Source organism: Nocardia tengchongensis, assembly GCF_054781395.1.
Window position 1 is genome coordinate 160,745 of record NZ_BAAGUM010000004.1, and the last position, 23,525, is coordinate 184,269.

Genomic DNA, 23,525 nt, shown 5'->3' on the forward strand with positions numbered 1-23,525 from the left:
CGCAGGGTACGGGACGGCCTGTCAGATCGCCTCACCGCGCCACGGACTTCCCGCCCCCGATGTGCTCACAGGACAAGCGTACTGTTAATGTCGCAAAACGGACGAGGCCCGCGCCTCGACGAGGCCATCGGCACAGCCCCGCCGCTGGCCCTCCCATTCACAGACGAGTGGAGCTGAACGTGACGAGTATCGATACCTTCGGCGCCAAGGGCACCCTCGAGGTCGGAAGCAACTCGTATGAGATCTTCCGTCTCTCGGCCGTGCCCGGCACCGAGAAGCTGCCTTACGCCCTGAAGGTCCTCGCGGAGAATCTGCTTCGCACCGAGGACGGCGCGAACATCACCGCGGACCACGTCCGCGCGATCGCCAACTGGGATCCGTCCGCCGAGCCGGACACCGAGATCCAGTTCACCCCCGCCCGCGTGATCATGCAGGACTTCACCGGCGTGCCCTGCATCGTCGACCTCGCCACCATGCGTGAGGCCGTCACCACCCTCGGCGGCGACCCGAGCAAGGTCAACCCGCTGTCCCCCGCCGACATGGTCATCGACCACTCGGTCATCCTCGACGTGTTCGGCACCGCCGACGCCCTCGAGCGCAACGTCGACCTGGAGTACGAGCGCAACGGCGAGCGTTACCAGTTCCTGCGCTGGGGCCAGGGCGCGTTCGACGACTTCAAGGTCGTCCCGCCGGGCGTCGGCATCGTGCACCAGGTCAACATCGAGTACCTGGCCCCCACCGTCATGGTCCGCAACGGCCAGGCCTACCCCGACACCTGTGTCGGCACCGACTCGCACACCACCATGGTCAACGGCCTGGGCGTGCTGGGCTGGGGCGTCGGCGGCATCGAGGCCGAGGCCGCGATGCTGGGCCAGCCGGTCTCCATGCTGATCCCGCGCGTGGTCGGCTTCAAGCTGACCGGTGAGATCAAGCCGGGCGTCACCGCCACCGACGTGGTGCTCACCGTCACCGACATGCTGCGCAAGCACGGTGTGGTCGGCAAGTTCGTCGAGTTCTACGGCAAGGGCGTCGCCGAGGTGCCGCTGGCCAACCGCGCCACCCTGGGCAACATGAGCCCCGAGTTCGGTTCCACCGCCGCGATCTTCCCGATCGACGGCGAGACCATCAACTACCTGCGCCTGACCGGCCGCAGCGACGAGCAGCTCGCGCTCGTCGAGGCGTACGCCAAGGAGCAGGGCCTGTGGCACGACGCGGACAACGAGCCCGCGTACTCGGAGTACCTGGAGCTGGACTTGGGCACCGTGGTGCCGTCCATCGCCGGCCCGAAGCGCCCGCAGGACCGGATTCTGCTGTCGGACAGCAAGAACGCGTTCCGCAAGGACATCCGCACCTACACCAACGACCCGGTGCCGCACACCGCGCTGGACGAGGCCATCGAGGAGTCCTTCCCGGCCAGCGATCCGGTCGCCTCGGGCACCGCCACCGACGAGACCGCCGTCCCGAATGCCGCCAACGGCAACGCGGGCCGTCCGTCCAAGCCGGTCAAGGTCTCGGACCCGGAGCGTGGTGACTTCGTCCTGGATCACGGCGCCGTCGTGGTCGCGGGCATCACCTCCTGCACCAACACCTCGAACCCGTCGGTCATGCTGGGCGCGGCCCTGCTGGCTCGCAACGCGGTCGAGAAGGGCCTGTCCTCCAAGCCGTGGGTGAAGACCAACATGGCCCCGGGCTCGCAGGTCGTCGCCGACTACTACGAGAAGGCCGGCCTGTGGCCGTACCTGGAGAAGCTGGGCTTCTACGTGGGTGGCTTCGGTTGCACCACCTGCATCGGCAACACCGGTCCGCTGCCGGAGGAGATCTCCAAGGCGATCAACGACAACGACCTCTCGGTCACCGCGGTGCTCTCGGGTAACCGTAACTTCGAGGGTCGCATCTCCCCCGACGTGAAGATGAATTACCTGGCTTCCCCGCCGCTGGTCATCGCCTACGCGCTCGCGGGCACCATGGACTTCGACTTCGAGGTCGACGCCCTGGGTCAGGACACCAACGGCAACGACGTGTTCCTGAAGGACATCTGGCCGTCGCCGCAGGAGATCGACGACACCATCAAGTCGGCGATCAGCCGGGACATGTTCACCAAGTCCTACGCGACCGTCTTCGAGGGCGACCAGCGCTGGCAGGGTCTGAACACCCCCGAGGGTGACACCTTCGCGTGGGACGAGGCCTCCACCTACGTCCGCAAGGCCCCGTACTTCGACGGCATGTCGATGGACCCGGCTCCGGTCGAGGACATCAAGGGCGCGCGCGTGCTGGCGCTGCTGGGCGACTCGGTCACCACCGACCACATCTCCCCCGCCGGTCCGATCAAGCCGGGCACCCCGGCCGCGCAGTACCTGGACGCCAATGGCGTTGCGCGCAAGGACTACAACTCGCTGGGCTCGCGTCGTGGTAACCACGAGGTGATGATCCGCGGCACCTTCGCCAACATCCGTCTGCGCAACCAGCTGCTGGACGACGTCTCGGGTGGCTACACCCGCGACTTCACCCAGCCGGGTGGCCCGCAGGCCTTCATCTACGACGCCTCGCAGAACTACCAGGCCGCGGGCATCCCGCTGGTCGTGCTGGGCGGCAAGGAGTACGGCTCGGGTTCCTCGCGTGACTGGGCCGCCAAGGGCACCAGCCTGCTGGGCGTCAAGGCCGTCATCACCGAGTCGTTCGAGCGCATCCACCGCTCGAACCTGATCGGCATGGGCGTTGTGCCGCTGCAGTTCCCGGCCGGCCAGTCGGCCGCGTCGCTGGGCCTGGACGGCACCGAGACCTTCGACATCGAGGGCATCACCAAGCTGAACGAGGGTGTGACTCCGAAGACCATGCAGGTCACCGCCACCAAGGAGAACGGCGAAAAGGTCGTCTTCGACGCGGTCGTTCGCATCGACACCCCCGGTGAGGCGGACTACTACCGCAACGGCGGCATCCTGCAGTTCGTGCTGCGCAACATGATTCGCGGCTAGTCACCGCGATGTAGCTCGGTTCTCGAAGGGCTGTTTCGAAACCGAGTCGTGGTGGTGGGCATCGTGGTTGTGCGAAAGCGCAGCTCCGGTGCCCACCGCGCGACCCGCTCGCGGGTCGCTTCGCTCGTCGCTCGTGCGGGTTTTCCGATTTGGTCGCAAGATCGAGAAGGAGAACCCGCACAACACGTTTCGGAGGAGTCCAGTGCCCAAGGTCTCAGACGACCACCTCGCCGCCCGGCGCAGCCAGATCCTGGACGGGGCGCGCAGCTGCTTCGCCGAGTTCGGCTACGAGGGCGCCACCGTGCGTCGTCTCGAAGAAGCGACCGGTCTGTCGCGGGGCGCCATCTTCCACCACTTCCGCGACAAGGACGCACTGTTCCTGGCCTTGGCGCAGGAGGACGCGGGCCGCATGGCCGAGGTCGCCGCCAACCAGGGTCTGATCCAGGTCATGCGTGACATGCTCGCCCGCCCTGAGGATTTCGACTGGCTGGGCACCCGCCTCGAAATCGCCCGCCGACTGCGCAACGATCCCGAGTTCCGCGCCAACTGGGAAGAGCGCTCCACCGAGCTGACCGCCGCGACGGTGGCACGCCTGGAACGCCGCAAGGCCGCCGGCGCGCTGCGCGACGACGTGCCCACCGAGGTGCTGCTCGGCTACCTCGATCTGGTCCTCGACGGCCTGATCGCCCGTATCGCCTCCGGGCACGCGGGCAACAACCTCGAAGCGGTCCTGGACCTGGTCGAGGCTTCCATCCGCCGCAAGGCCTAGCCGCCGAACGGCTTTCAGCGCTCGCGTTCGAGATCGGCGAGCAGTAGCCGCGAGATGCGGTCCAGTTCCTTGCGGTCCTTGGCGGGCAGCACCGACAGGATCCGCGTCTCGTTCTCGAAGTGGTCGGTGACCACGACGTCGATCAGGTGCAGGCCGCGGTCGGTGAGCGCCACCTTGATCGCCCGGCGGTCCCCCGCGTCGGCGATGCGGCGCACCAGCCCGGCCTGTTCCAGGCGGTCCAGGCGGCCGGTCATGCCCGCGCGCGACAGCATCAGGGTATCGGCCAGCCCGGAGGGGTTGAGCTCGTAGGGCTCCCCCGAACGCCGTAGCGCCGCAAGCACATCGAACTCGCCGCGCTGCAATCCGTGTGCGGTGAACACCGATTCGACCTTGGCGCCCACCACCGTGGCGAGCAGGCCGAGGCGGCCGAGGATGGCCATGGACTCGCCGTCCAGATCCGGCCGCTCGCGCCGCCATTGCGCGGCGATCGCATCCACTGCGTCGATCTTCTTCTCACCCATGGACAAGATTCTATTCGATGCCATATAGTTCGGTAGCGAATTATCAAGCACCGAATGACTTGGAGCCGATCATGACCACCGCTTCCCGCCCCGCCGCCATCCGCCGCCCCGAGGACTCCGAGATCATCGGCGCCGGTCAGCCCGCCTCCGTGCGGCTGCTCATCGACTCCGAGGAGGCCGGCGGCTCGGTCAGCACCGTCGAGGTGACCCTGGCCGCGGGCGCTGACGGCGCGGCCCCGCACTACCACACCCTCTCCGACGAGCTGTTCTTCGTCGCCGACGGCGAACTCCAGGTCCTGGCCGGCGACAAGATCGTCACCGTCGGCGCGGGCGGCGCCCTCGTCGTCCCCAAGTTCATGCCGCACGCCTTCGGCGCTGCCCCCGGCAGCTCGGCCCGCCTGTTCATCGCCCTCATGCCCGGCGTCGAACGCCACGGCTACTTCCGCTTCCTCGAGCAGCTGGCCCTGGGCCAGACCACCCCCGCCGACTTCGAGGCCGCCCAGAAGGATTACGACAACTACTTCACCGACGCCCCGCAGTGGTGGGCCGAACGCAACGCCAACCGCGCCTGAACTCGGAAACACGGGGGGACGATGATGAAAACCGCACCGGCGGAGCAGCATCCGCCACGCCTGGGCCTGGCGTGACCCACGTGCCGCGGACTGCTCGACCGCCCGCGCCATCTCGACGCGATCGATATCGCGCCAGGTGAACGTTTCGACACGATCGTCGATTTGACGGGGTACCGGCCCGGGGATTCGGTGACAATCGTGAACGAACTCGGTGAGGGTCGCACGATCAATGTCCTGCGCCTGTGTGTCGACCGCACCGAGTCCGATTCATCCAGAATTCCGGATCGGCCGGCGGAGCTCGAGCGGCTGGATCCCGCCACGGCCGTACGCCGCCGGGACCTGCATTTCCGCACGGGTGACATGCCGTCGATGCCGGGCCATGACGGCGGTGCGGACATGAAGGGCCGGCTGATCGACGGCCGGGCCTTCGATCCGTCCCGCCCCGACCTCACCGCGCGGTTGGGCGAGGTGGAGATCTGGCGGCTGACCACCAATTTCAATCATCCGATTCATCTGCACCTGAATCCATTCCAGGTGCTGACCCGTAATGGCCGCGCCCCGTCGGCCACCGATGGCGGCTGGAAGGACACCATCCACCTACCCGCCAGTCAGGAGGCGGAGATCGCGGCGCGGTTCACCGGCTACACCGGACGGTTCCTGCTGCATTGCCACAATCTCGAGCACGAGGACCGGGGCATGATGGCCAATGTGGCGGTGACGCACTGATCCCCGAGTCGATGCGGCAACCGGTCGCGGTCGCCGCGGCGGGGCCCGGCGCCGCGGGTAGCCCGTTGGTCGCCGGACCGGAGTGTGCCGCAGACCACGCGACACGCGGAATGATCATCGGGGCGCGGTGGGTTGGAAGTTGCATGGTCTTCTCTGTTCCGATCACCGTGCGCGGCTATGAGCTCGACATCAACGGGCATCTCAATCAGGCCGTCTATCTGCAGTACGCCGAGCACGCGCGCTGGGAGCTGTTGCAGGCGGCGGGGCTGCCCGGCGACAAGATGGTGGCCGCCGGGATCGGTCCGGTGGTGCTGGAACAGACCATCAAGTACCAGCGCGAATTGCATCTCGGCGACGAGGTCACGGTGAGCTGCGAGTTCGAGTTCACCGGCGGCAAGATCTTCCGGATGCACCAGCGCATCGTGAAACTCGACGGGACCGTGTCGGCGCAGATCGACGCCGTGTCCGGTCTGCTCGATCTGACCGCCCGCAAACTGATTGCGGATCCCGGTGCGGCACTGCGGGCCGCGGCCGACTCGCCCGACGTGCTGGGCCTGTGACTCGACGGCACGTGTCCGCGTCCATTCCCGTTATTCAGCGAAAATCTTTCGGCGGGAGCGGTTTCCGAAACCCCGGCGGAGTTTGCCGAGGTAGCTGAAATCTTTCGTTGCGGACCGAATTCGACCCGTCGCGGGATATGATTCAGATCACGCTCGGCCCCGCAGCAAATCCCGAGCAGATCGGAGTTCCGCATGACCGGCGCCCTGCACCGAACGGGATCGGCGACCCTCGCCTGCACTTCGCCCCCACTACCCGGCTACCTTGTCGCAGCCACCGAGCGAAGTATCAGCGTGCGGGTCGGCGACGGTACCTGGACTCTGGATCGCACGGATGTCCTGGATATCGCCCGGTGGGATGCTGCGAGCGCGCAGAGTGGCTGCGAGGGCCGTCCGGTGCTGGTGCGGGTACGGTCCGGCGCCACTGCCGATTTCACGCAGCGCCGCCGGGTGGAGGTCACCGATCGGCCGTTGACGCTGGCGCCGGAGCAGAGTCCCGCGCGCGGTGACGACGAGCTGGCGCGGCAGACCGAAAGCTGGGCCCGCGGACTGGAACTGACCGCGGGTCCCGGGGTCGGCGGGGCCACCATGACCTGCTGCCAGACCCGGTCGCAACACGGCAGCGACGACGGCATCGCCTGCGACAGCCTCGACTGACGGGCCGCGTATGGCCGCCCGCACCATGGGTTCTGTCCTCATCGTCACCGAGGCCGAGGACCTGCACGGCGATGCCCTCGCCGCTACGCTGCGTAAATTTCACGGGCACAACCCGCTTCGTCTCGACATGCGTGACTTCCCGCGCGAGAACGGCACTTTCCGGCTCGGCGCGGACGGCTCCTACCGCAGCCTGTCACACATCTTCGGGCTCGACGACGTCACCTCGGTGTGGTGGCGGCGACCGCACCCGACCGCGGTGCCGGGCGGGCTGAGCACCGAGGACGACACCTACCGCCGCGCCGAATGCGACGGGTTCCTGCAAGGTCTGCTGTGGTCGATCCCGGCCCTGTGGGTCAACGACCCCGGGGCCGATCGCACGGCCGGCCGCAAGATCGTGCAGCTGGAGACGGCCGCGCGCGCCGGGTTCGCGATTCCGGAAACCCTGATCACCAATGATCCCGACGAGGCGCGCGCCTTCATCGAATCCCGGCCCGGGCCAGTGGTCTACAAGCGCACCGGGACCGGGCGCGGGGCGTTCACCGAGACGCGGCTGTTCACCCCAGCCGATTTCGACAAGCTGTCCACGATCCGCAACTCCCCCACCATCTTCCAGGACTACATCCACGCCGAGAGCGACCTGCGCATCGTGTGGGTGGACGGCATCGAGTGGGTGGTGCGCATCGACTCGCAATCCGGTGTGGGGCGGGTGGATTCGCGTCTGGACACGTCGGTGGCGTTCACCGCCGATCGCCTGCCCGCTTCGGTGAGCAAGTCGCTGACCACGCTGATGGGCGCGCTCGGTCTGGCTTTCGGCGTGCTGGATCTGCGGGTGGGTCTCGATGGCGAGTTCTACTTCCTGGAGGTGAATCCCCAGGGGCAGTTCGCCTATCTCGAGATCAAGACCGGTCTGCCGATTTTCCGCAGCCTCGCGAATCTGCTGGTGCTCGGCGACGGGACCGTGACCCCGTAGCGGACGCACGCCATCGCGAGATCGCCGATCCACGGTGCAGCGAGATAGCAAGTCCCCGACCGGCTTTCACCGGTCGAGTTCTTTTTCCCGGACCGGGACGCTACTTGCTGACGGCCTTGCCGGCTTTACGGCGGTTGGCACCGCCTCGGCTGCGGAGTTGCACATGCGACTCCACGAGCACGTTGTGAATGAAGCCGTACGACCGCCCGGTCTCCCGGGCTAGTGACCGGATACTGGCTCCGGCCTCGTACTGCTTCTTGAGCTGGGATTGCAAGCGATCGCGGGATTTCCCGGTGACGCGCGTGCCTTTACCCAATACGGCTTTACCCTGTGCGGGCCTGTCACTCATGGCTTCCTCCGAGTCGCCGTGGGCGCCTCATTCCAGGGTAGAGACTCGGATGCCTGTGATCAACGAAACGGTGTGATGTGAATCACCGAGTTTTGCCGAACCCGCGTTTTTCGGTGCGGGAAGCGAGTTTCCGGGCCCCGACGGTGGTTTTTCCGGGCCCGGAACGCGCACGCTCAGGCGAGCTGGATGAGCTCCAGGTAGTCCTGCGACCAATGGTCCTCGGTGCCGTCGGGCAGCATGATGACCCGCTCGGGGTTGAGCGCCTCGGCCGCGCCCGGATCGTGGGTCACCAGCACCACCGCGCCGGCGTAACTGCGCAGCGCGTCGAGCACCTGCTCGCGCGAGACCGGGTCGAGGTTGTTCGTAGGCTCGTCCAGCAGAAGGACATTCGCAGCCGAGGAGACCAGACCGGCCAGTGCGAGACGCGTCTTCTCACCACCGGAGAGCGTGCCGGCGGGCTGCTCGAGCTGCGGACCGGAGAACATGAACGCACCCAGCAGACCGCGCAGATCCTGCTCGCCCGCGTCGGGGGCGGCGTGGCGGATGTTCTCCCACACGGTCGCCTGGTCGTCGAGGGTGTCGTGCTCCTGGGCGAAATATCCGATCTTGAGGCCGCGACCGGGGTCGATCTGCCCCGCGGTCAGCGTCTCCACGCCCGCGAGCAGCCGCAGCATGGTGGTCTTACCGGCGCCGTTGAGGCCCAGGATGACGACCCGGCTGCCCTTGTCGATGGCCAGGTTCACGCCGGTGAAGATCTCGAGCGACCCGTAGAGCTTGGTCAGGTTGGTGGCCATCAGCGGCGTCTTGCCGCAGGGGGCGGGCTCGGGGAACTTGATCCGCGCCACCTTGTCGGCCACGCGGATGTCGTCGACCTCGTTGAGCATGCGCTCGGCGCGCTTGACCATCTGGTGTGCCGCAGCGGCTTTCGTCGCCTTGGCGCCGAGCTTGGCGGCCTGCTGCTTGAGCGCGGACGCCTTCTTCTCGGCATTGGCGCGCTCGCGCACGCGGCGCTGCTCGTCGGTGGCGCGGGCGTCGAGGTACTTCTTCCAGCCCATGTTGTAGATGTCGGCCTCACCGCGCACGGCGTCGAGGAACCACACCTTGTTCACCACGTCACCGAGCAGTTCGACATCGTGGGAGATGACGATCAGGCCGCCGTCGTGGCTCTGCAGGAAGCTGCGCAGCCAGTTGATCGAGTCGGCGTCGAGGTGGTTGGTGGGCTCGTCGAGCAGCAGCACCGTGTCGGACTTGCCGCCGCTGCCGTCCGAGGCGCTGAACAGGATGCGCGCCAACTCGATTCGACGACGCTGACCACCGGAGAGGGTGCGCAGTTCCTGGTTCAGCACCCGGTCGGGCAGGGCCAGGCTGTGGCAGATGCGGGCGGCTTCGCTCTCGGCGACGTAGCCGCCCAGGGCGGAGAACCGCTCCTCGAGCCGCCCGTACTTGCGGATCGCCTTGTCGCGTTCCTTCTCGTCGGCGACCTCGGCCATCAGCGCCTGCTGCTTCTCCATCTCGCGCAGCAGGGTGTCGAGCCCGCGCGCGGAGAGCACCCGGTCCTTGGCGAGGATGTCGAGGTTGCCCTCGCGCGGGTCCTGCGGCAGATAGCCGATTTCGCCCGAACGAATGACCTTGCCCGCGTAGGGTTCTCCCTCACCGGCGAGAATGCGCAGCGTGGTGGTCTTGCCGGCGCCGTTGCGGCCGACCAGCCCGATGCGGTCACCGGCCTGCACCCGCAGCCCCGAGCCCGGGGCCGTCAGCAGGGTGCGGACTCCGGCCCGGACCTCCAGGTCGGTCGCGGTGATCACAAGCGTCTCCTCGGGTATGGCGGGTACCGGCAAACCGATGCCGGAAGTTAACTGAAGAATTGTGCGCCGCCTCGACGCACAAGAACTACCGATTTTACCGCCGCCACCTCCCCCTCACCGAATCGAGCACACCGCCCGCAACCGCGATGCGGCGTCGGGGTAGCCACGATCACACCGCCCGGCGCGCTCACCTGCGCGAACCAGCGGGCCGGCGAGCGGCCCGGCCAGCGTGGCCGCCGGGCTTCCCCACCGGTCAGAGCCTGGATCCGACCCCTCCGCACCGAGTAACACGGCTGCCGCGAGCACGCCAGCGGCCGTGGCTCCGGAGTGCGGTTTGCCCTCGGTGGTGATCCGCGGCACACCCGTGGTTCGATCGCCAGGACGGCGTCGACAGCCCGTCAGCCTGGGCCGTCACCATCCCCCGATCGACCCTCGCCCGTGTCGACCAGCAGCCTCTTCAGCACCTTGCCGGTCTCGCCCCGAGGCAGATCCTCGACGAACGCCACATCGCGCGGCACCGACACTCGACCCAGCCGCATGCGGATGCACCGGCGCACTGCGTCCGGATTCCAGCCCCGACCCGTCGCGCTGCACCACGAAGGCCGCGAGCCGCTGTCCGAGTGTCCACCGGGACGCGCAAGTACCTCGACGTGGGGCTATTGGCAACAGGACCTGCACGACTCCTGGCCGCTGTTCGAGCGCGCACTGCGCGGCTGAAGCGCTTCATCCGACCGTCTCGTGATTCTCCAGCAATCAACAAACAGATGCGCGAGTGCTAATGTTTCAGCAGGTGGGGAACCCGGGTCGACGAGGGAGCGGAGTCGAATGTCTGCAGCAGCTCATACCCAGCACACCGATCACGAGCACGTCCACGGCCCGGACTGCGGCCATGTCGCGGTCCCGCACGGCGACCATGTCGACTACGTGCACGACGGCCACCTGCATCGCGCACACGAGGGCCATTACGACGAGTGCGAAGCGCCGGCCCACAGCGAACACGCCGAGCACACCCATGTGCACGGCGAGGGCTGCGGCCACGTCGCGGTCCCGCACGGCGACCACGTCGACTACATCCACGACGGCCACCGGCACGCGGCACACGACGGTCATTACGACGACCACTGACCGGACGGGCCCCATGCGTTTCCAGGCGATCCGCCGCTGACACTGTACGAATTCGACGGCGCGCGTGACCAATTCGGTGGCCGGCCGGTGTCGGCGATGTTCGGGCCGGACGTAGACGTGGAACAGCTGGGCGGTGGTGTGGCCGGGATAGCGAGCGGCCTGCCACCGCGCCCCCCAGGGCGACCAGACGCCCGACTCGGTCCGCCGCGCCCTGCGCGAGCTGCGCGCGCCGTCGGCAATATCGACGGCGCGGCAGCATCGGCCACAGCGTGTGCCGCGCGATGCCGGTATCCGTAGCCACATCGAAGACATCGAAAAACGACGGCGCGCGCCACTCCTTGCGAACCTGGGGGGAGATCCGAACTCGACATTCCAGCGGTTCTACCGATCCTGCCGTGTGAAACCCCCCGATCCGGCGTGTTCTCTCGGCGGAGTCCTCAGCCGCACCGCGAGCGGACTATGCGCGGGCACAACCACTCTCACCGCGCGGCGGGCGCGGGCGCGGGCGCCTGATCAGCGCTCACCCGCCGCCTTACAGGTTGACATCTGCCGGTGATTTGTAACACACTCGCGAGGCTCAACGGTGATGAGGAAGGGGTCGGGGATGACCGATCACGCGCGGGCGGCGCTCGAACTGCTGCGGGACAGTGGCCAATTCAAGTGGTACGTGATTCCGCTGCTGCTGGTCGTGGTCTACGTGTACGCCACCGAGGTCGAGCGGCGGAACTGGAATGTGCTGTTCGCGGGGCTCGCGCTGTGGGGCATGGACTGGTTCAACGAGATCTGGAACTCGCTGGTCTTCCACGCCACCGGGCGGGCGCCGGTGTGGGGCGCGACCGGGCCGACCGCATATCAGATCCTGATCGGGTTGAACATCGAGATCTGCTTCATGTTCGCCATCATGGGCGTGGCCGCCGCGAAGATGCTGCCGCCCAAGGAGGTTCGCATCCTCGGGCTGCCCAACCGGCCGGTGCTGATCGCGCTCAACTCCGCGGCCGCGGTCGGGGTGGAGGTGCTGCTGAACAAGGCGGGCGTGCTGACCTGGGATTGGTCCTGGTGGCACGCGGGCTTCCCGTACCTGATCTGGCTGATCGGTTACGTGCCGTTCTTCGTGGCCTGCTTCTTCGTTCATGACCTGCCGACCGTGCGCGCGAAGGCGATCGCCGTGGGCGCGATCCTCGGCGTCGACGCCCTGGCACTGGCCGTGTTCGGCGCTCTCGGTTGGCTGTGATGACCGATGTGACACTGCGTCGCGGCGTGCTCGCCGCGGCCACCGGACTCGTCTTCGCCCTGGCGACACCGCAGCAGGCCGCCGCCGAGGCGCCCGCATGCACGCTGGTCGGCACCGTCGGCACGCCGGAACCAGGCGCGGACGAGACCACCGCCGGGCTCGAGGCGTTCCCCGCCGCCGAGATCGCGCTGCCGGATCGGGTGCTGTTCCGCACCACCGCGGAAACTTTCAACCGCCGCTGGGCCTTCGCCGCCCGCGACGGGGCGATCTACGTCAAACCCCTCACCGCCCAGGGCGGTTGGCGGTCGCTGCCGCTGCCGGGCTGTCTGGCGGGCCGGGTCGCCGGCGTCTCGGCCGACGACGACGAGCTCATGGCCATCGACGTCGACGGCCGCTTCTTCACCATGGACCGCATCCTCAGCGCGCCCAAGGACTGGAACTGGAGCAGCCGCTACGGCACCCCGCTGTGGACCGGCCCCGGCAACACCCTGCCGGCGGGCACGGTCGCATGGACGTGGTCGGTGCTGTCCCCCAACGAGGATCATGTCTGGCGCGACACCGCCGGCAACGACCATTCGGTCGGCGGGGCCAAGGTGTCGCACGTGTACGCGCTCACCGACGACGGGCACCGCATCCACTATGTGGACCCGTGGCTGCCGCTGGACCACAGCTACGAGATGTCCACCCCCGCGCAGGGCCGCTTCCGCGCGGTCGCGCTGTCCACCAGCGGCTCGACCACCCTGGTGGTGAACCGCTTCGGCGACCTTTACACCCGCCTCTACGATTTCGACATCTCCGGCGCGGACAAGGTCTTCTTCCGCTACTCCTACGAGGATCAGCGCGGACGCCCCGAAGCCCCCGACATGCTCACCGAACGCGTCGACGACCATTACGCCGCGATCCAGCTGCCCGCCCCCGACTGGAACCGCCAGCCCAAGATCCCCGGTCGGATCACCGACCGGGTCTCGGTGCACAAGACCGGAATCGGTTCGGCCGCACGCGAACTGCGCGTGGAGGGCGTCGCCGACGGCCACACCGGGTACTGGGTGAAAGACCTGTCGGCCGACCGCTGGGACTTCGTCCCCACCGACGAGCCCCTCGTGGGCCGCATCCTCGACAACACCCCCACCGACCATTCGGTGGACGAGACCGTGGCGGTCTCCCCGTACTCCTACGCGGGCCGCACCGCCGCGGGCGTCGGCGTGCGGATCGAGTCCTTCGATCTCGCCGTCTCCCCCACCCCGCTACACCTGGAGTTCGCCGACGGCAGCCGCCTCGACCTGCCCCTGCACACCGTCGACGCACTCCGCCAGACCGTCCAGCCCGCCGGAATCACCGACCAGCCACGCGGTTTCGACGGCAGCATCGAAATCCCGGCGGACACCCTGACGACACTCGCCACACAGCCCGAGGAGGTCCGCCAGTTCGTCCAGACCGTCCTCGACGGCCGGCGCTTCACCGAGACCGCGGTCCGGGTCACCGCGAACGATTTCGCCATCGACGCTCTCGGCGTGACGCTGCCTCGCACGCACTGACCCGGACCCCGGGCGTGGGGAATCAGAGGTCGGGCAGCCAGTTTCCATGGAAGCCGTGCGGCACGCGGCGGGGCAGGTGGATGGTGGCGACGGGGGCGGCGGCCAGGTCGTCGGCGTCGAGAATGACCAGGTCGCTGCGGTTTTCGGCGGCGTCGTAAACGTAGGTCATGAGATAGCCCGCGCCGCCGGGTGTTTCGTCGGCCGCGGCGAAGGCGGCCTCGGCGGGCACGCGGCCGGGCCCGAAGTCGTGGACGCTGCTGGAGCCGGTGTGCAGGTCGTAGCGCAGCAGCGCGCCCCGCTCGCCCTCGGAAATCGAGGCGTGGCCGAAACGAGCGTCCAGGCCCGCCAATCGGTCGTCGATGCGCGGGAATTCGGCGATCCGGTCGTCGATTCGCTCCTCGCGGACCGCGCCGGTGGCGAGGTCCAGGGTCCAGCGCCACAGCGTCGCGCCGGTGTCGAAACCCTGTGAGGTATCGCGCCACATGCTCGGATACCGCATGGCGTAGAGCACGATCCGGCCCGGTTCGTCGTGGGCGTTGAGGGTGTGGAAGACGTAGCAGGGCTCGATGTCGAACCAGCGCACCGCGCCGTGCGGGTCGTCGCGGCGCAGCACGCCCAGGCGGGCGCGATAATCGTCGCTCCACCGGAACGGCATGCCGCCGCCGGCCATCGCGGTCGGCATGTCGAAGACCACCGGCAGATCCATGAACAGGACATGGTTCGCGGTGAGCGCGAAGTCGTGGTGCATGGTGGCCGCGGGCACGTCGATGATGCGGCTGAGTTCGAGATTGCCCGCCGCGTCGGCCCGGTGATACGTCAGGTACGGCTCGACGAAGTTGTAGCCGAAGAAGTGCAGTTCCCCGGTGACCGGGCAGGTCTTGGGGTGCGCGGTCATGGCGGTGGTGAGCTTGCCGTCGAAGTCGTAGGGGCCGACGGTGTCCAGCTCACGGGTCAATTCGTAGGGGAACGAGGATTCGACCAGCGCGAAGGTGCGCCCGGCGTGCCGCACCACGTGGGTGTTCGCCGCCCCGGCGGTGTAGTCCCGATTGCCCTGGGCGTCGATGCCCTGCGCGCCGTCGGTGAACCGGGTGGTGCGCACCCACCGATTGCGATAGGACACCGCGCGTCCGCCCTCGAGCCGAACGCCGTGCACCATGCCGTCGCCGAAGAACCAGTGCGGGGAGCCCGCGTCGTGCGGGTTGGGCCCGTTGCGGACGAACCAGCCGTTCAGATCCTCGGGAATCGTTCCGGTGCAAGCCAACTCGAAGGCGGTGATCTCGTCGGTGACGGGTGCGTAGTTGCCGCTGAGATGGGGAGGTGTGGTCATGATCGATACCTTCTGCCCGAGCAGCACACTGCCCGCGGCTGCGACATTCCAGTTCTGACATGTCCAAGATTGAGCCTCCTGTCTCGACATGTCAAGAGTGGAATGTAAGCTGATTCCTATGAGTCTCCGGTTCGCCCTCCTCGGATTGCTGTCGGACGGTCCCGCCAGCGGCTACGACCTGCTGCGGACCTTCAAGCTCTCGCTGGCCAATGTCTGGCCCGCGACACAGAGCCAGATGTACACCGAGCTCACCAAGCTCGCCGACGCGGAACTCATCGCCGTCACCGATGAGGGACCGCGCGGCCGCAAGGAATACACCATCACCGACACCGGCCTCGACGAGCTGCGCACCTGGCTGACCGACACCACCCCGAAAGAGGTCCACCGCAACGAGGCGCTGCTGCGGGTGTTCTTCCTGGGCGTCATCGCACCCGCTCAGGCCCGCGCCTATCTGACCGACATCGCCGAGAGCGCCGACCGCGAGCACGCGCAGCTGCGTGAGCTGGAGAAGGGCATCGACTGGAACGAACGCGACCTGTCCCGCTACGGCCATCTGGCGCTGGAGTACGGGGCACGCGCCACCGAATTGAAACGGGATTGGGCCCGCTGGGCGCTGGAAAACCTACCGCCGGAACAGGATTGAGCCGAACGCCCTACAGCCCGAGACCGTGCGCCAGCACCGGCCAGGACGCGGGCAGCTCGTCGTCCCAGTAGCCCCAGGAGTGGGTGCCGTAGGGGTGCAGTTTCACGGTGGCCGGGATGTCGAGCTCCGCGAGCCGGTCGCGCATCGAGCGCGTGCACTGGTCGGTGGCCGCCTCGAGCAGGCCGCCCACCAGGATCTGGTTCGCGAGATTGTCGCCGGCCCCGGCGAAGTGATGGTCGAGGACCTTGTCGTGCGGACCGGGCATGCCGTTGCCGCTCGACAGGTACAGATCCAGGCCGCGCAGTCCCTCGGCGTGCAGGTAGGGGTCGTTGGCCGCCCACTGCGGATCGCCGGACGGGCCGTACATGTTGATCGCGTCGCCGCCGCCGAAGGCGACCGTGATCCGCACGAACGCCTCACCGACCGGGTCGGCGATGCGGGCGCACCCGCTGTAGGCCGCCACCGCGCGGTACAGCCCCGGCTTCACGATCGGCAACTGCAGCACCGAGGTGCCCGACATCGATACGCCCACCAGGCCGTTCACGCCGTTGGCGCCGAGCGCGGCGTCGATCAGCGGGGGCAGTTCCTCGGTGAGGTAGGTCGTCCATTTCATGACGCCCAGCCGCGGGTCCGGATGCCGCCAGTCCGTGTAATAGGACGCCGCGCCGCCGATCGGCTGCACCACGTTGACGTTCTTGTCGGCCAGGAAGTCGAAGGCGTTGGTGCGCTGATCCCAGGAGGCCGCGCCCTTGCCGCCGCTGCCGCCGCTGAGCATGTACAGCACCGGGCGCGGCACCGAGGTGTCGGCGGCGCGTTGCACATCGACGGGGAAGTCGAGGTTCATGGCCGCGGAGTGCACGGTGAGTTGCAGATGCCGCTCGTCGATGACGCGGGTGGCCACGATCGCCGAACCGTCCGGGGCCGCCGCCCCCGCCGAACTGCCCGTCGGAAATGGCAGCAGATCCGGTTCGGCGTTGGCCGCGAGATCGAAGGGCGTCGAGGTCAGAGCGATGAGCATCGCCGCTGCCGTGACTGCCGCGCTGCACATGATCGAGCGGTATCGCACTCCGGTGTCCTGGTTCTCGCGTGCCACCGCGGGTTGGGACACCGGGCGACTGTTCCTCCGACGGCCGCAGCCGCCCAACGCCCGATGAAAAGCCCATCGGGCGCGGCGGCGATTCTTACAGCCGCTCTCTAACGGCAGGTTTCCGGATGCTTGCGTACAGAAAACGCCTTGCGCACCGAATCCTCAGCCGAGGGTGAGCAGCTTAGCGGTGCCCGAAACGACGGTTTGCTCCTGGTTGACCAAAGCCGCCCGAACCTGCACGGCCGCGCCCGCCGCCAGCGGAGATTCCCCCACGGCGGGGGTGAGCGGAATGGTGGCTGTGTGCTGCGAGCCGTCGCAGTCGAAGGTCATCTGGGCACCGCTGGCGGCGGGCCGATCGGCATTGGGATCGCCGACCATGACCTGGATGCTGGACACGCCCGCGGACGCCTCGCAGGCGTACTCGACCCCGACCGAGGCGGGCGCGGCCCCGGCGACGGAGATGCTGTTGGCGGCCAGGGCGGGTGCGGCGGTGTACACCAGGCTCACGCCCAGCGCCGCGAAAGCGGTGACGGACAGGGCGGAGCGGTACCGATTCCGGATGGTGACCGTGGACATTCATGCCTCCTGTGTGACGGGATGTGAATCGCTGAACACACTCGGAAAGACGCAACGGCCAGTATGGCCGGGAGTCCTCATGGTCCGGTTCCCGGGTCCCCTGACACAGCAGAACCGCACCGCCCGTCGATTCGTCATCGGGGCGGTGCGGTTCGGGAGAAATCAGGGCGCGGGAGTTACTCGCCCGCGGTCAGCACCACCGGCAGGCTGGTGTGCCCGTTGGAGATGAAGCTCCCGATCGGGGTCAATTCCGTTGCGGGCGTGGCCAATCGGAGGTTCGGGAAGCGCTCGAACAGGGCGGGCAGCGCGATGGCGGCCTCCATGCGGGCCAGCGGCGCACCCAGGCAGTGGTGGGCGCCGTGCCCGAAGGCGACGTGCTGGTCCTTGGTGTCGCGGTGGACGTCGAACCGGTCGGCGGTCTCGCCGTGAATCTTCGGGTCGCGGCTGGCACCGGCGTAGGAGGCGAGGATGGCCTCGCCCTTGGGGATCAGGATGCCCTCGACGTCGATGTCCTCGACCGCGTAGCGCAGCGGCAGGTGCGCGACCGGCGCCTGGTAGCGCAGGGTCTCCTCGATGACGTCGTTCCAGGTGGCCTTCTCGGCGCGGACGTCGGCCAGCTGCTCGGGGTGCGCGAGCAGCGCGACGATGGCCTGGCCGATCAGGTTGACCGTGGTCTCGTGGCCGGCGTTGATGACCAGCATCAGCGTCTCGACGAGTTCCTTGTCGGTCAGCTGCGAGCCGTCCTCGTCGCGGGAGGCGATCATGGCGGTGGTGATGTCGTCGCCCGGGTGCTCGCGGCGGTAGGCGACCAGTTCGCCGACCCGCGCGTACATGTCCATGAAGTTGGCCATGGCCTCTTCGGCGGTCAGCGATCCGTCGAAGAAGCCGTCCACGCACTTGTGGATGGCGGCGTCGAGGTGCTCGGGCACGCCCATCAGCCCGCTGATCACGCGGATCGGGACCGGGTAGGCGTAGAGCGAGCGCAGGTCCGCGGTCGACCCGGCCGGCAGCTCGGCCAGCTCGTCGAGCAGTTCGGCGACGATGGCCTCGATGCGCTCCCGCATGGCGGTGGTGCGGCGGTGGGTGAAGGCCGGGGACACCAGCTTCCGCAGCCGGCGGTGGTCGGAGCCGTAGGCGGTGAACATGTTCTCCGCCGCGATCCAGGGCATCAGCGGCCAGGCCTCGGTGATCTCACCGTTCTGGAAGGCCGACCAGTGCTGGCGGGGGTCCTTCGAGACGCGGGCGTCGGCCAGCAGGCTCTTGAGCACGGTCTGGTCGGTCACCGACCACGCGTGCACGCCGCCCGGCAGCTCCACCAGCGCGACGGGGCCCTGCTCGCGAATCCGCGCGGACTCGCCCTGGATGTCGGCGCCGGTGACGTCCAGCACGATCGGGCTCTGGGACATGAAAAGCTCCTTACACCGCGCGGAGCGCGGGACTGATCGGGAATTCGACCGGCAGTGCCACCATGGCGCGGTGGAACGGGCCGGGACGCCAGGAGATCTCGTCTTTGCCGACGGCCAGCGCGATATCGGGCAGCGCGTCGAGCAGCTGGTCGATCGCGGTTTGCGCGACCAAGTAGGCCACCGAGCGGGCGGGGCAGGCGTGCGGGCCCGCGCTCCACGCCAGGTGCGAACGGTTGCCGGTGCGGTCGCCGCCCGCGATCTCGGGATCGTTGTTGCAGGCCGCGAGGCTGATCAGGACCGGCTGATGGGCGGGCAGCCAGGTGGTGTCGATGAGCACGGGCTGGCGCGGATAGCTGATGGAGAAGTTGGCCATCGGCGGGTCGTTGAAGAGGACCTCGTCGATCGCGTCGCGGGTGGACAGGCTGCCGCCCAGCATGTCTCCGCCGAAGCGCTCGTCGGTGAGCATCAGCAGCAGGGTGTTGGCGATCAGGTTCTGCATTGGCTCGAGGCCCGCACCGTAGAAGCTGACCAGCTGGTACAGCATTTCCTCGTCGTTGAGCGCGGCCGAGTGGTGGGCCATGCGGGAGGTGACGTCGTCACCGGGTTCGGCGCGGCGCAGCGCGATGAGCTCCATCAGCGCCTCGGCCAGGGTCTGCATGCCCCACGCGGCGTTGACGGTGTCGAACAGCGCGGCCATGCCGGTGGCCACCCGCTGCCCGATATCCGCTGAGCAGCCCACCAATTGGTTGAGCACCTCGAACACCAGCGGCAGCGCATAGCCCGAGACCACGTCGGCCCCGCCCTGGGCGGCGATGCTCGCGATGAGCGGGCCCGCGATCTTCTCGACGGTGGAATGCACGGCGTGCAGATCGATTCCGTCGATACTGGCGGTGTAGGCCTGCCGGTAGCGCAGGTGCTCGGCGCCGGAGTTGCGCAGCGCGTTGGGATACCACTGCATCATCGGCCGGATCGGCGAGTCCTCGGGGATGGTTTCCTGCCAGACCCGCGGGTCGGCGGGAAAGTGCTCGGGGTCGTTGAGGATTCGCAGCGCGGTCCGATAGTTCACGACCAGCGTGGCCGGGACGCCGGGCGCCAGTTCGATGGGCACCATGGAGCCGTAGCGGCGCCGCATGTCACGGTAGGCGGCGTGCGGGTCGGCCGCGAATTCCGGTGTCCCCAGCAGGATTCTGAGCTCCTCGGTTCCCAGCGCCGAACCGCCGCGCATCGGGCACCCTCCCGCCCCCACGAACCCGCCCCGTGACCCTGTGGTGTCCACGACCGAAACTCCCTACCGACGAACAGCTTTCACCGTGCTCCACCGGGCCTTCCCGATCGAGCCACCTTTTCGCACCCTAGCAGTCCCCCCGCACGGCTACCGATTTTGCGAAACACCAACGGGCCCTGCCGCTCCTCGAACCGGGGGCTGGTAAGCCGCGGCGCGAGGCCGTTATTCCTCGACGATGGAGGTGATCAGGGTGCGGCCACCGACCGTGCGGGTGGTCACGGTCTGGGTGAACGCGTCCTGCAGTTCCCCGGGGCGCTGCTGGATGACTTTCACCGCCCAGTGCTCGTCGTCGCCGGGGGTGATGCGCCCGATCTGCACGCAGTAGCGGGTGCCCACCGGCAACGAGTCGATGCCGCTCTGGATGGTGGCCGGGTTGGCCACGTTGGAGGCGTCGCCCGCGACGAATTGGCTTGCCACCGAGCCGGAGCGCAGCACGTAGTAGGCGTATTGGAAGGCGAGGATGGCATCGGGACCGGTGGCGATGCCGCCGGGGTCGGTGCCGGTGACGCCGTCGGGGGTGCGCCGGGTCTGGCAGCCGTCGGCGGCCGCGGCCACCGACGCGTTGATCGAGGTGGTGGCGGCCGGGGTCACCGCGGACGTCCGGCTCGATGTCGCCGCCGGACGGCTGGTGGTGGCCGCTGCCGATCCGCGCGGGCTCGGCTCCAGCAGGGTCGACAACAGCCCGACGGCGGCGGCCGCGGCCCCGGCGGCCACCGCGACCGCGAGCACCACCAGCAGGGTGCGCGACCGGGTCCACGGCCGCGACTCGGTGACCACGGCGTGCCGGTTCTGCCCGCGCGCAGGCTCCGCGAGCGGCGGAACCGGGGCGGCGGCAGGTGATTCGGTGAGCACGCCGCTCACCGCCGCCGACAGTTCGGCGCAGGTGGCGTAGCGGTGCCGGGGGTTCTTGGCCATGGCGCGCGCCAGGATCGGGTCCAGCGCGGCGGGCAGAGCCGGGTTCAGCGCGTGCGGGGACGGCACCGGGGCCTTGACGTGCCGGTAGATCAGGCGGGGCAGGTCGGTGTCGGCGTAGGGCGGTGTCCCGGTGAGCATTTCGAACAGCGTGCAGCCCAGGCTGTACACGTCGGCCCGGCGGTCGACGCGGGCCTCGTCGTGGAAGCGTTCGGGAGCGCTGTACTGGAAGCTGGCCACCACTTCGCCGCGGCCGGTGATGCCCCGGACCTCGTGGTTCGACTCGGCGATGCCGAAGTCGGTGAGCAGCGCCCATTCTCGCGGCTGCGCGGTCAGCAGGATGTTGGCGGGTTTGACGTCGCGGTGCAGCACGCCGGCGTCGTGGGCGTAGTCGAGGGCGCGGGCCACGTCGGCGGTGATGGCGGCGGCGCGGCTGGGATCCAGCGGCCCGGTGACCAGTTCTGCCTCCAGGTCCGAGCCGTCGACGTAGGCCATGGCCAGCCACAGCCGGCCCTGTTCCTCGCCGCGCGCGTAGATGGTGACGATGTTCGGATGCGTGAGCCGGGCAATGATATTGGCCTCGCGCAGGAAGCGCTGCCGGGTCTCGTCGTTCTCCCCGGCCACCCCGTTGAGCAGTTTGAGGGCGACGAATCGGGGCAGGTCCCGGTCGTGAGCGAGGTACACCTCACCCATTCCGCCGACGCCGATCAGCCGCTCGATCCGATACCCGGCGAAGGACACTCCCGGCCGGAGCTGCTCAGCCAAACAATCCTCCCGATTCACCTGCAACCGCAGACAATACCGGGACCCGCCGACGGCGGGAGGAACGGTGTGGATCGGATGCGGCGGGCCGTCGGTTCGCCGGCGTTCTCGCTGGTTATCCTCGGTGCGACCACCCGCTCCGCACCGATCCAGGAGACTTGATGACCGCCGCCGCCCGGCCGCACATCGCGGTCGTCACGGGCGTCTCGGGGTCCGGAAAGTCCACCCTCGCCGCGACACTCGCCCGGAGCCTGGGCTGGGATCTCCTCGAAGGCGACGACCTGCATCCGCCCGCCAATATCGCGAAGATGGCGGCCGGGCACGCGCTCACCGACGCCGATCGCGCCCCGTGGCTGGCCGCCATCGCGGCCTGGATGTCGGCGGAGTTCGCGGCGGGCCGCTCGGCGGTGGTCACCTGCTCGGCGCTCAGACGCTCCTATCGGGACGTCCTGCGCCGCAGCCTCGTCGGTCACCCGGACGCGATCCTCACCATCCTGCAGCTGACCGGTTCGCGGCAACAGCTCGCGGCCCGCCTCGCCGCCCGCACCGGCCATTTCATGCCCGCGGCCCTGCTGGATTCGCAATTGGACACCCTGGAGCCGCCGGGCCCCGACGAGCCCGTCGTGCGGCTCGAAATCGGTCCTCCGCCAGCGGAAATGGCAGTCGCCGCGCTGGCCGCCCTGCGCGCTCACAGCTGATCCGAAGCTTCAGCTCAGCTTCAGGCCACGTCTCTACGATCGACGGCGTGTACGCACCGAGAATCGCCGCCGCGGTCCTGCTCTCCACCGTTCTGATGGCCGCCGGGTGCGGGCACCCGCAGGCCCGCGCGGCCGGGGACACGACCGTCACCCTCGAATTCGGCGGATTGCAGCGGCAATACATCGTCCATTTCCCCGCCAACCACCCCCAGGGGCTCATGCCCGCGGTCCTCGCCTTCCACGGTGGCGGGGGCACCGCCCGCAATATGGCCGAGACCTCGGGCTTCAACCGGCTCTCCGATTCCGAAGGTTTCCTCGCCGTCTACCCCGACGGATACCAGAGGTCCTGGAACGACGGCCGGGGCGGAGACACCAACGCCGGGGCCGCCGCCATCGACGACGTGGGTTTCGTTGCGGCGGTGATCGACCGGATCATCGGCGGCGACTCGGTCGACCCGGCCCGGGTCTACGCCACCGGCATGTCCAACGGCGGCATGTTCACCGAGCAACTGGGCTGCCGGCTGTCGGGCAAGCTGGCCGCTATCGCCCCCGTGGCCGGGCCGCTGCCGCAGGCCGACGAATCCGGCTGCACCCCAGCCCATCCCCTGCCGGTGCTCGAGATCCACGGCACCACCGACCCGATCGTGCCCTTCGACGGCGGTGTCGTGCGGGTCACCTCCAGCCGGCACGGCGCGGGCACCAGCCCGGTGCTGTCGGTCGCGGCCACCCAGCAGGCGTGGCGGGAACGCGACGCCTGCGACGCGGTCACCACCACCGCGCTCCCCCAGCGCACCGACGACGGCACCTCGGTCACCGTCGCGTCCTCCGACTGCGCGGGCGGCTCCTCGGTACAGCTCTATACCGTCACCGACGGTGGCCACACCTGGCCCGGCGGGCCGCAATACCTGCCCAAGGCCATTGTCGGGAACGTCACTCACCAGTTCGACGCCGCGGAGGTGATCTGGCGGTTCTGCGCACGTTTCCACGCATAACCGCCGGTCGAACACCGGACAACCAGGACTTACCGGTACCGTGGGCCA

22 protein-coding genes are annotated in these 23,525 nt (G+C 68.5%); 13 read left to right on the forward strand and 9 right to left on the reverse strand.

From position 1 onward, the window contains the following. The first annotated feature begins 179 nt into the window (after positions 1-179). Both acnA and ACYVKL_RS05925 read left to right on the forward strand, forming a co-directional pair. Complete coding sequence (acnA, locus tag ACYVKL_RS05920) at positions 180-2,972, forward strand: aconitate hydratase AcnA (RefSeq protein ID WP_379168950.1); 2,793 nt, start codon at positions 180-182, stop codon at positions 2,970-2,972. Positions 2,973-3,174: 202 nt separating this feature from the next. Next, positions 3,175-3,741, forward strand: a complete 567-nt coding sequence (locus tag ACYVKL_RS05925; protein WP_213555955.1) for a TetR/AcrR family transcriptional regulator — start codon at positions 3,175-3,177, stop codon at positions 3,739-3,741. 14 nt (positions 3,742-3,755) lie between these two features. Here ACYVKL_RS05925 and ACYVKL_RS05930 read toward each other — a convergent pair whose 3' ends face one another. Then, positions 3,756-4,262, reverse strand: a complete 507-nt coding sequence (locus ACYVKL_RS05930; protein ID WP_379168952.1) for a MarR family winged helix-turn-helix transcriptional regulator — start codon at positions 4,260-4,262, stop codon at positions 3,756-3,758. 71 nt (positions 4,263-4,333) lie between these two features. On the opposite strand from ACYVKL_RS05930, the gene ACYVKL_RS05935 reads away from it, so the two are divergent. The 5 genes from ACYVKL_RS05935 (at position 4,334) to ACYVKL_RS05955 (ending at position 7,744) form a co-directional block, all read left to right on the forward strand. Then, positions 4,334-4,834, forward strand: a complete 501-nt coding sequence (locus ACYVKL_RS05935; RefSeq protein WP_379168954.1) for a cupin domain-containing protein — start codon at positions 4,334-4,336, stop codon at positions 4,832-4,834. A gap of 198 nt (positions 4,835-5,032) precedes the next feature. Then, the gene (locus tag ACYVKL_RS05940) at positions 5,033-5,560 is read left to right on the forward strand and encodes a multicopper oxidase family protein (RefSeq protein ID WP_460771291.1); all 528 of its coding nucleotides are present in this window, start codon (positions 5,033-5,035) and stop codon (positions 5,558-5,560) included. A 143-nt stretch (positions 5,561-5,703) separates the two neighbouring features. Beyond that, positions 5,704-6,120 carry an acyl-CoA thioesterase gene (locus ACYVKL_RS05945; RefSeq protein ID WP_379168958.1) on the forward strand — a complete coding sequence of 139 codons (417 nt, stop codon included), beginning with the start codon at positions 5,704-5,706 and terminating at the stop codon, positions 6,118-6,120. A 192-nt stretch (positions 6,121-6,312) separates the two neighbouring features. Next, the gene (locus ACYVKL_RS05950; RefSeq protein ID WP_379168960.1) at positions 6,313-6,774 is read left to right on the forward strand and encodes a hypothetical protein; all 462 of its coding nucleotides are present in this window, start codon (positions 6,313-6,315) and stop codon (positions 6,772-6,774) included. A gap of 25 nt (positions 6,775-6,799) precedes the next feature. Next, positions 6,800-7,744 carry an MvdC/MvdD family ATP grasp protein gene (locus ACYVKL_RS05955; protein WP_379168962.1) on the forward strand — a complete coding sequence of 315 codons (945 nt, stop codon included), beginning with the start codon at positions 6,800-6,802 and terminating at the stop codon, positions 7,742-7,744. 100 nt (positions 7,745-7,844) lie between these two features. On the opposite strand, the gene ACYVKL_RS05960 is transcribed toward ACYVKL_RS05955, so the two are convergent. Together ACYVKL_RS05960 and ACYVKL_RS05965 are read right to left on the reverse strand one after the other, a co-directional pair. Then, complete coding sequence (locus ACYVKL_RS05960) at positions 7,845-8,093, reverse strand: helix-turn-helix domain-containing protein (RefSeq protein ID WP_213555962.1); 249 nt, start codon at positions 8,091-8,093, stop codon at positions 7,845-7,847. A 173-nt stretch (positions 8,094-8,266) separates the two neighbouring features. Further along, positions 8,267-9,898 (reverse strand): ABC-F family ATP-binding cassette domain-containing protein, encoded by a 1,632-nt coding sequence (locus ACYVKL_RS05965; protein WP_357199750.1) that lies wholly within the window; start codon positions 9,896-9,898, stop codon positions 8,267-8,269. Positions 9,899-10,723: 825 nt separating this feature from the next. Between ACYVKL_RS05965 and ACYVKL_RS05970 the strand changes: the two genes are divergently transcribed. From ACYVKL_RS05970 to ACYVKL_RS05980, 3 genes are all read left to right on the forward strand, one after another. Next, complete coding sequence (locus ACYVKL_RS05970; RefSeq protein WP_357199728.1) at positions 10,724-11,023, forward strand: hypothetical protein; 300 nt, start codon at positions 10,724-10,726, stop codon at positions 11,021-11,023. A gap of 604 nt (positions 11,024-11,627) precedes the next feature. Then, a complete protein-coding gene (locus ACYVKL_RS05975; protein ID WP_213555971.1) occupies positions 11,628-12,254 on the forward strand; it encodes a hypothetical protein in 627 nt (208 codons plus the stop codon). Then, positions 12,254-13,789 (forward strand): hypothetical protein, encoded by a 1,536-nt coding sequence (locus ACYVKL_RS05980; protein ID WP_379168964.1) that lies wholly within the window; start codon positions 12,254-12,256, stop codon positions 13,787-13,789. The genes ACYVKL_RS05975 and ACYVKL_RS05980 overlap by 1 nt, the downstream gene beginning before the upstream one ends. Before the next feature lie 22 nt (positions 13,790-13,811). Here the strand turns inward: ACYVKL_RS05980 and ACYVKL_RS05985 are convergent, their stop codons facing one another. After that, on the reverse strand, positions 13,812-15,116 hold the full coding sequence (locus ACYVKL_RS05985; protein ID WP_379168966.1) for a carotenoid oxygenase family protein: 1,305 nt from the start codon (positions 15,114-15,116) through the stop codon (positions 13,812-13,814). Between the two features lie 118 nt (positions 15,117-15,234). On the opposite strand from ACYVKL_RS05985, the gene ACYVKL_RS05990 reads away from it, so the two are divergent. Continuing rightward, on the forward strand, positions 15,235-15,759 hold the full coding sequence (locus ACYVKL_RS05990; RefSeq protein WP_379168967.1) for a PadR family transcriptional regulator: 525 nt from the start codon (positions 15,235-15,237) through the stop codon (positions 15,757-15,759). 10 nt (positions 15,760-15,769) lie between these two features. Here the strand turns inward: ACYVKL_RS05990 and ACYVKL_RS05995 are convergent, their stop codons facing one another. The 5 genes from ACYVKL_RS05995 to ACYVKL_RS06015 form a co-directional block, all read right to left on the reverse strand. Next, positions 15,770-16,807: an alpha/beta hydrolase gene (locus tag ACYVKL_RS05995; protein ID WP_379169842.1), complete on the reverse strand. Its 1,038-nt coding sequence runs from the start codon at positions 16,805-16,807 to the stop codon at positions 15,770-15,772. 201 nt (positions 16,808-17,008) lie between these two features. Then, complete coding sequence (locus ACYVKL_RS06000; protein WP_379168969.1) at positions 17,009-17,422, reverse strand: hypothetical protein; 414 nt, start codon at positions 17,420-17,422, stop codon at positions 17,009-17,011. A gap of 176 nt (positions 17,423-17,598) precedes the next feature. Beyond that, positions 17,599-18,828 (reverse strand): cytochrome P450 family protein, encoded by a 1,230-nt coding sequence (locus ACYVKL_RS06005; protein ID WP_379168971.1) that lies wholly within the window; start codon positions 18,826-18,828, stop codon positions 17,599-17,601. A 10-nt stretch (positions 18,829-18,838) separates the two neighbouring features. Further along, positions 18,839-20,053 (reverse strand): cytochrome P450 family protein, encoded by a 1,215-nt coding sequence (locus ACYVKL_RS06010; protein WP_379168972.1) that lies wholly within the window; start codon positions 20,051-20,053, stop codon positions 18,839-18,841. A 222-nt stretch (positions 20,054-20,275) separates the two neighbouring features. Next, on the reverse strand, positions 20,276-21,790 hold the full coding sequence (locus tag ACYVKL_RS06015; protein WP_379168974.1) for a serine/threonine-protein kinase: 1,515 nt from the start codon (positions 21,788-21,790) through the stop codon (positions 20,276-20,278). A gap of 158 nt (positions 21,791-21,948) precedes the next feature. Here ACYVKL_RS06015 and ACYVKL_RS06020 point away from each other — a divergent pair, with 158 nt between their 5' ends. Both ACYVKL_RS06020 and ACYVKL_RS06025 read left to right on the forward strand, forming a co-directional pair. Next, a complete protein-coding gene (locus ACYVKL_RS06020) occupies positions 21,949-22,485 on the forward strand; it encodes a gluconokinase (protein WP_379168976.1) in 537 nt (178 codons plus the stop codon). A gap of 47 nt (positions 22,486-22,532) precedes the next feature. Continuing rightward, a complete protein-coding gene (locus tag ACYVKL_RS06025; protein ID WP_379168978.1) occupies positions 22,533-23,477 on the forward strand; it encodes an extracellular catalytic domain type 1 short-chain-length polyhydroxyalkanoate depolymerase in 945 nt (314 codons plus the stop codon). Positions 23,478-23,525 lie beyond the last annotated feature (48 nt).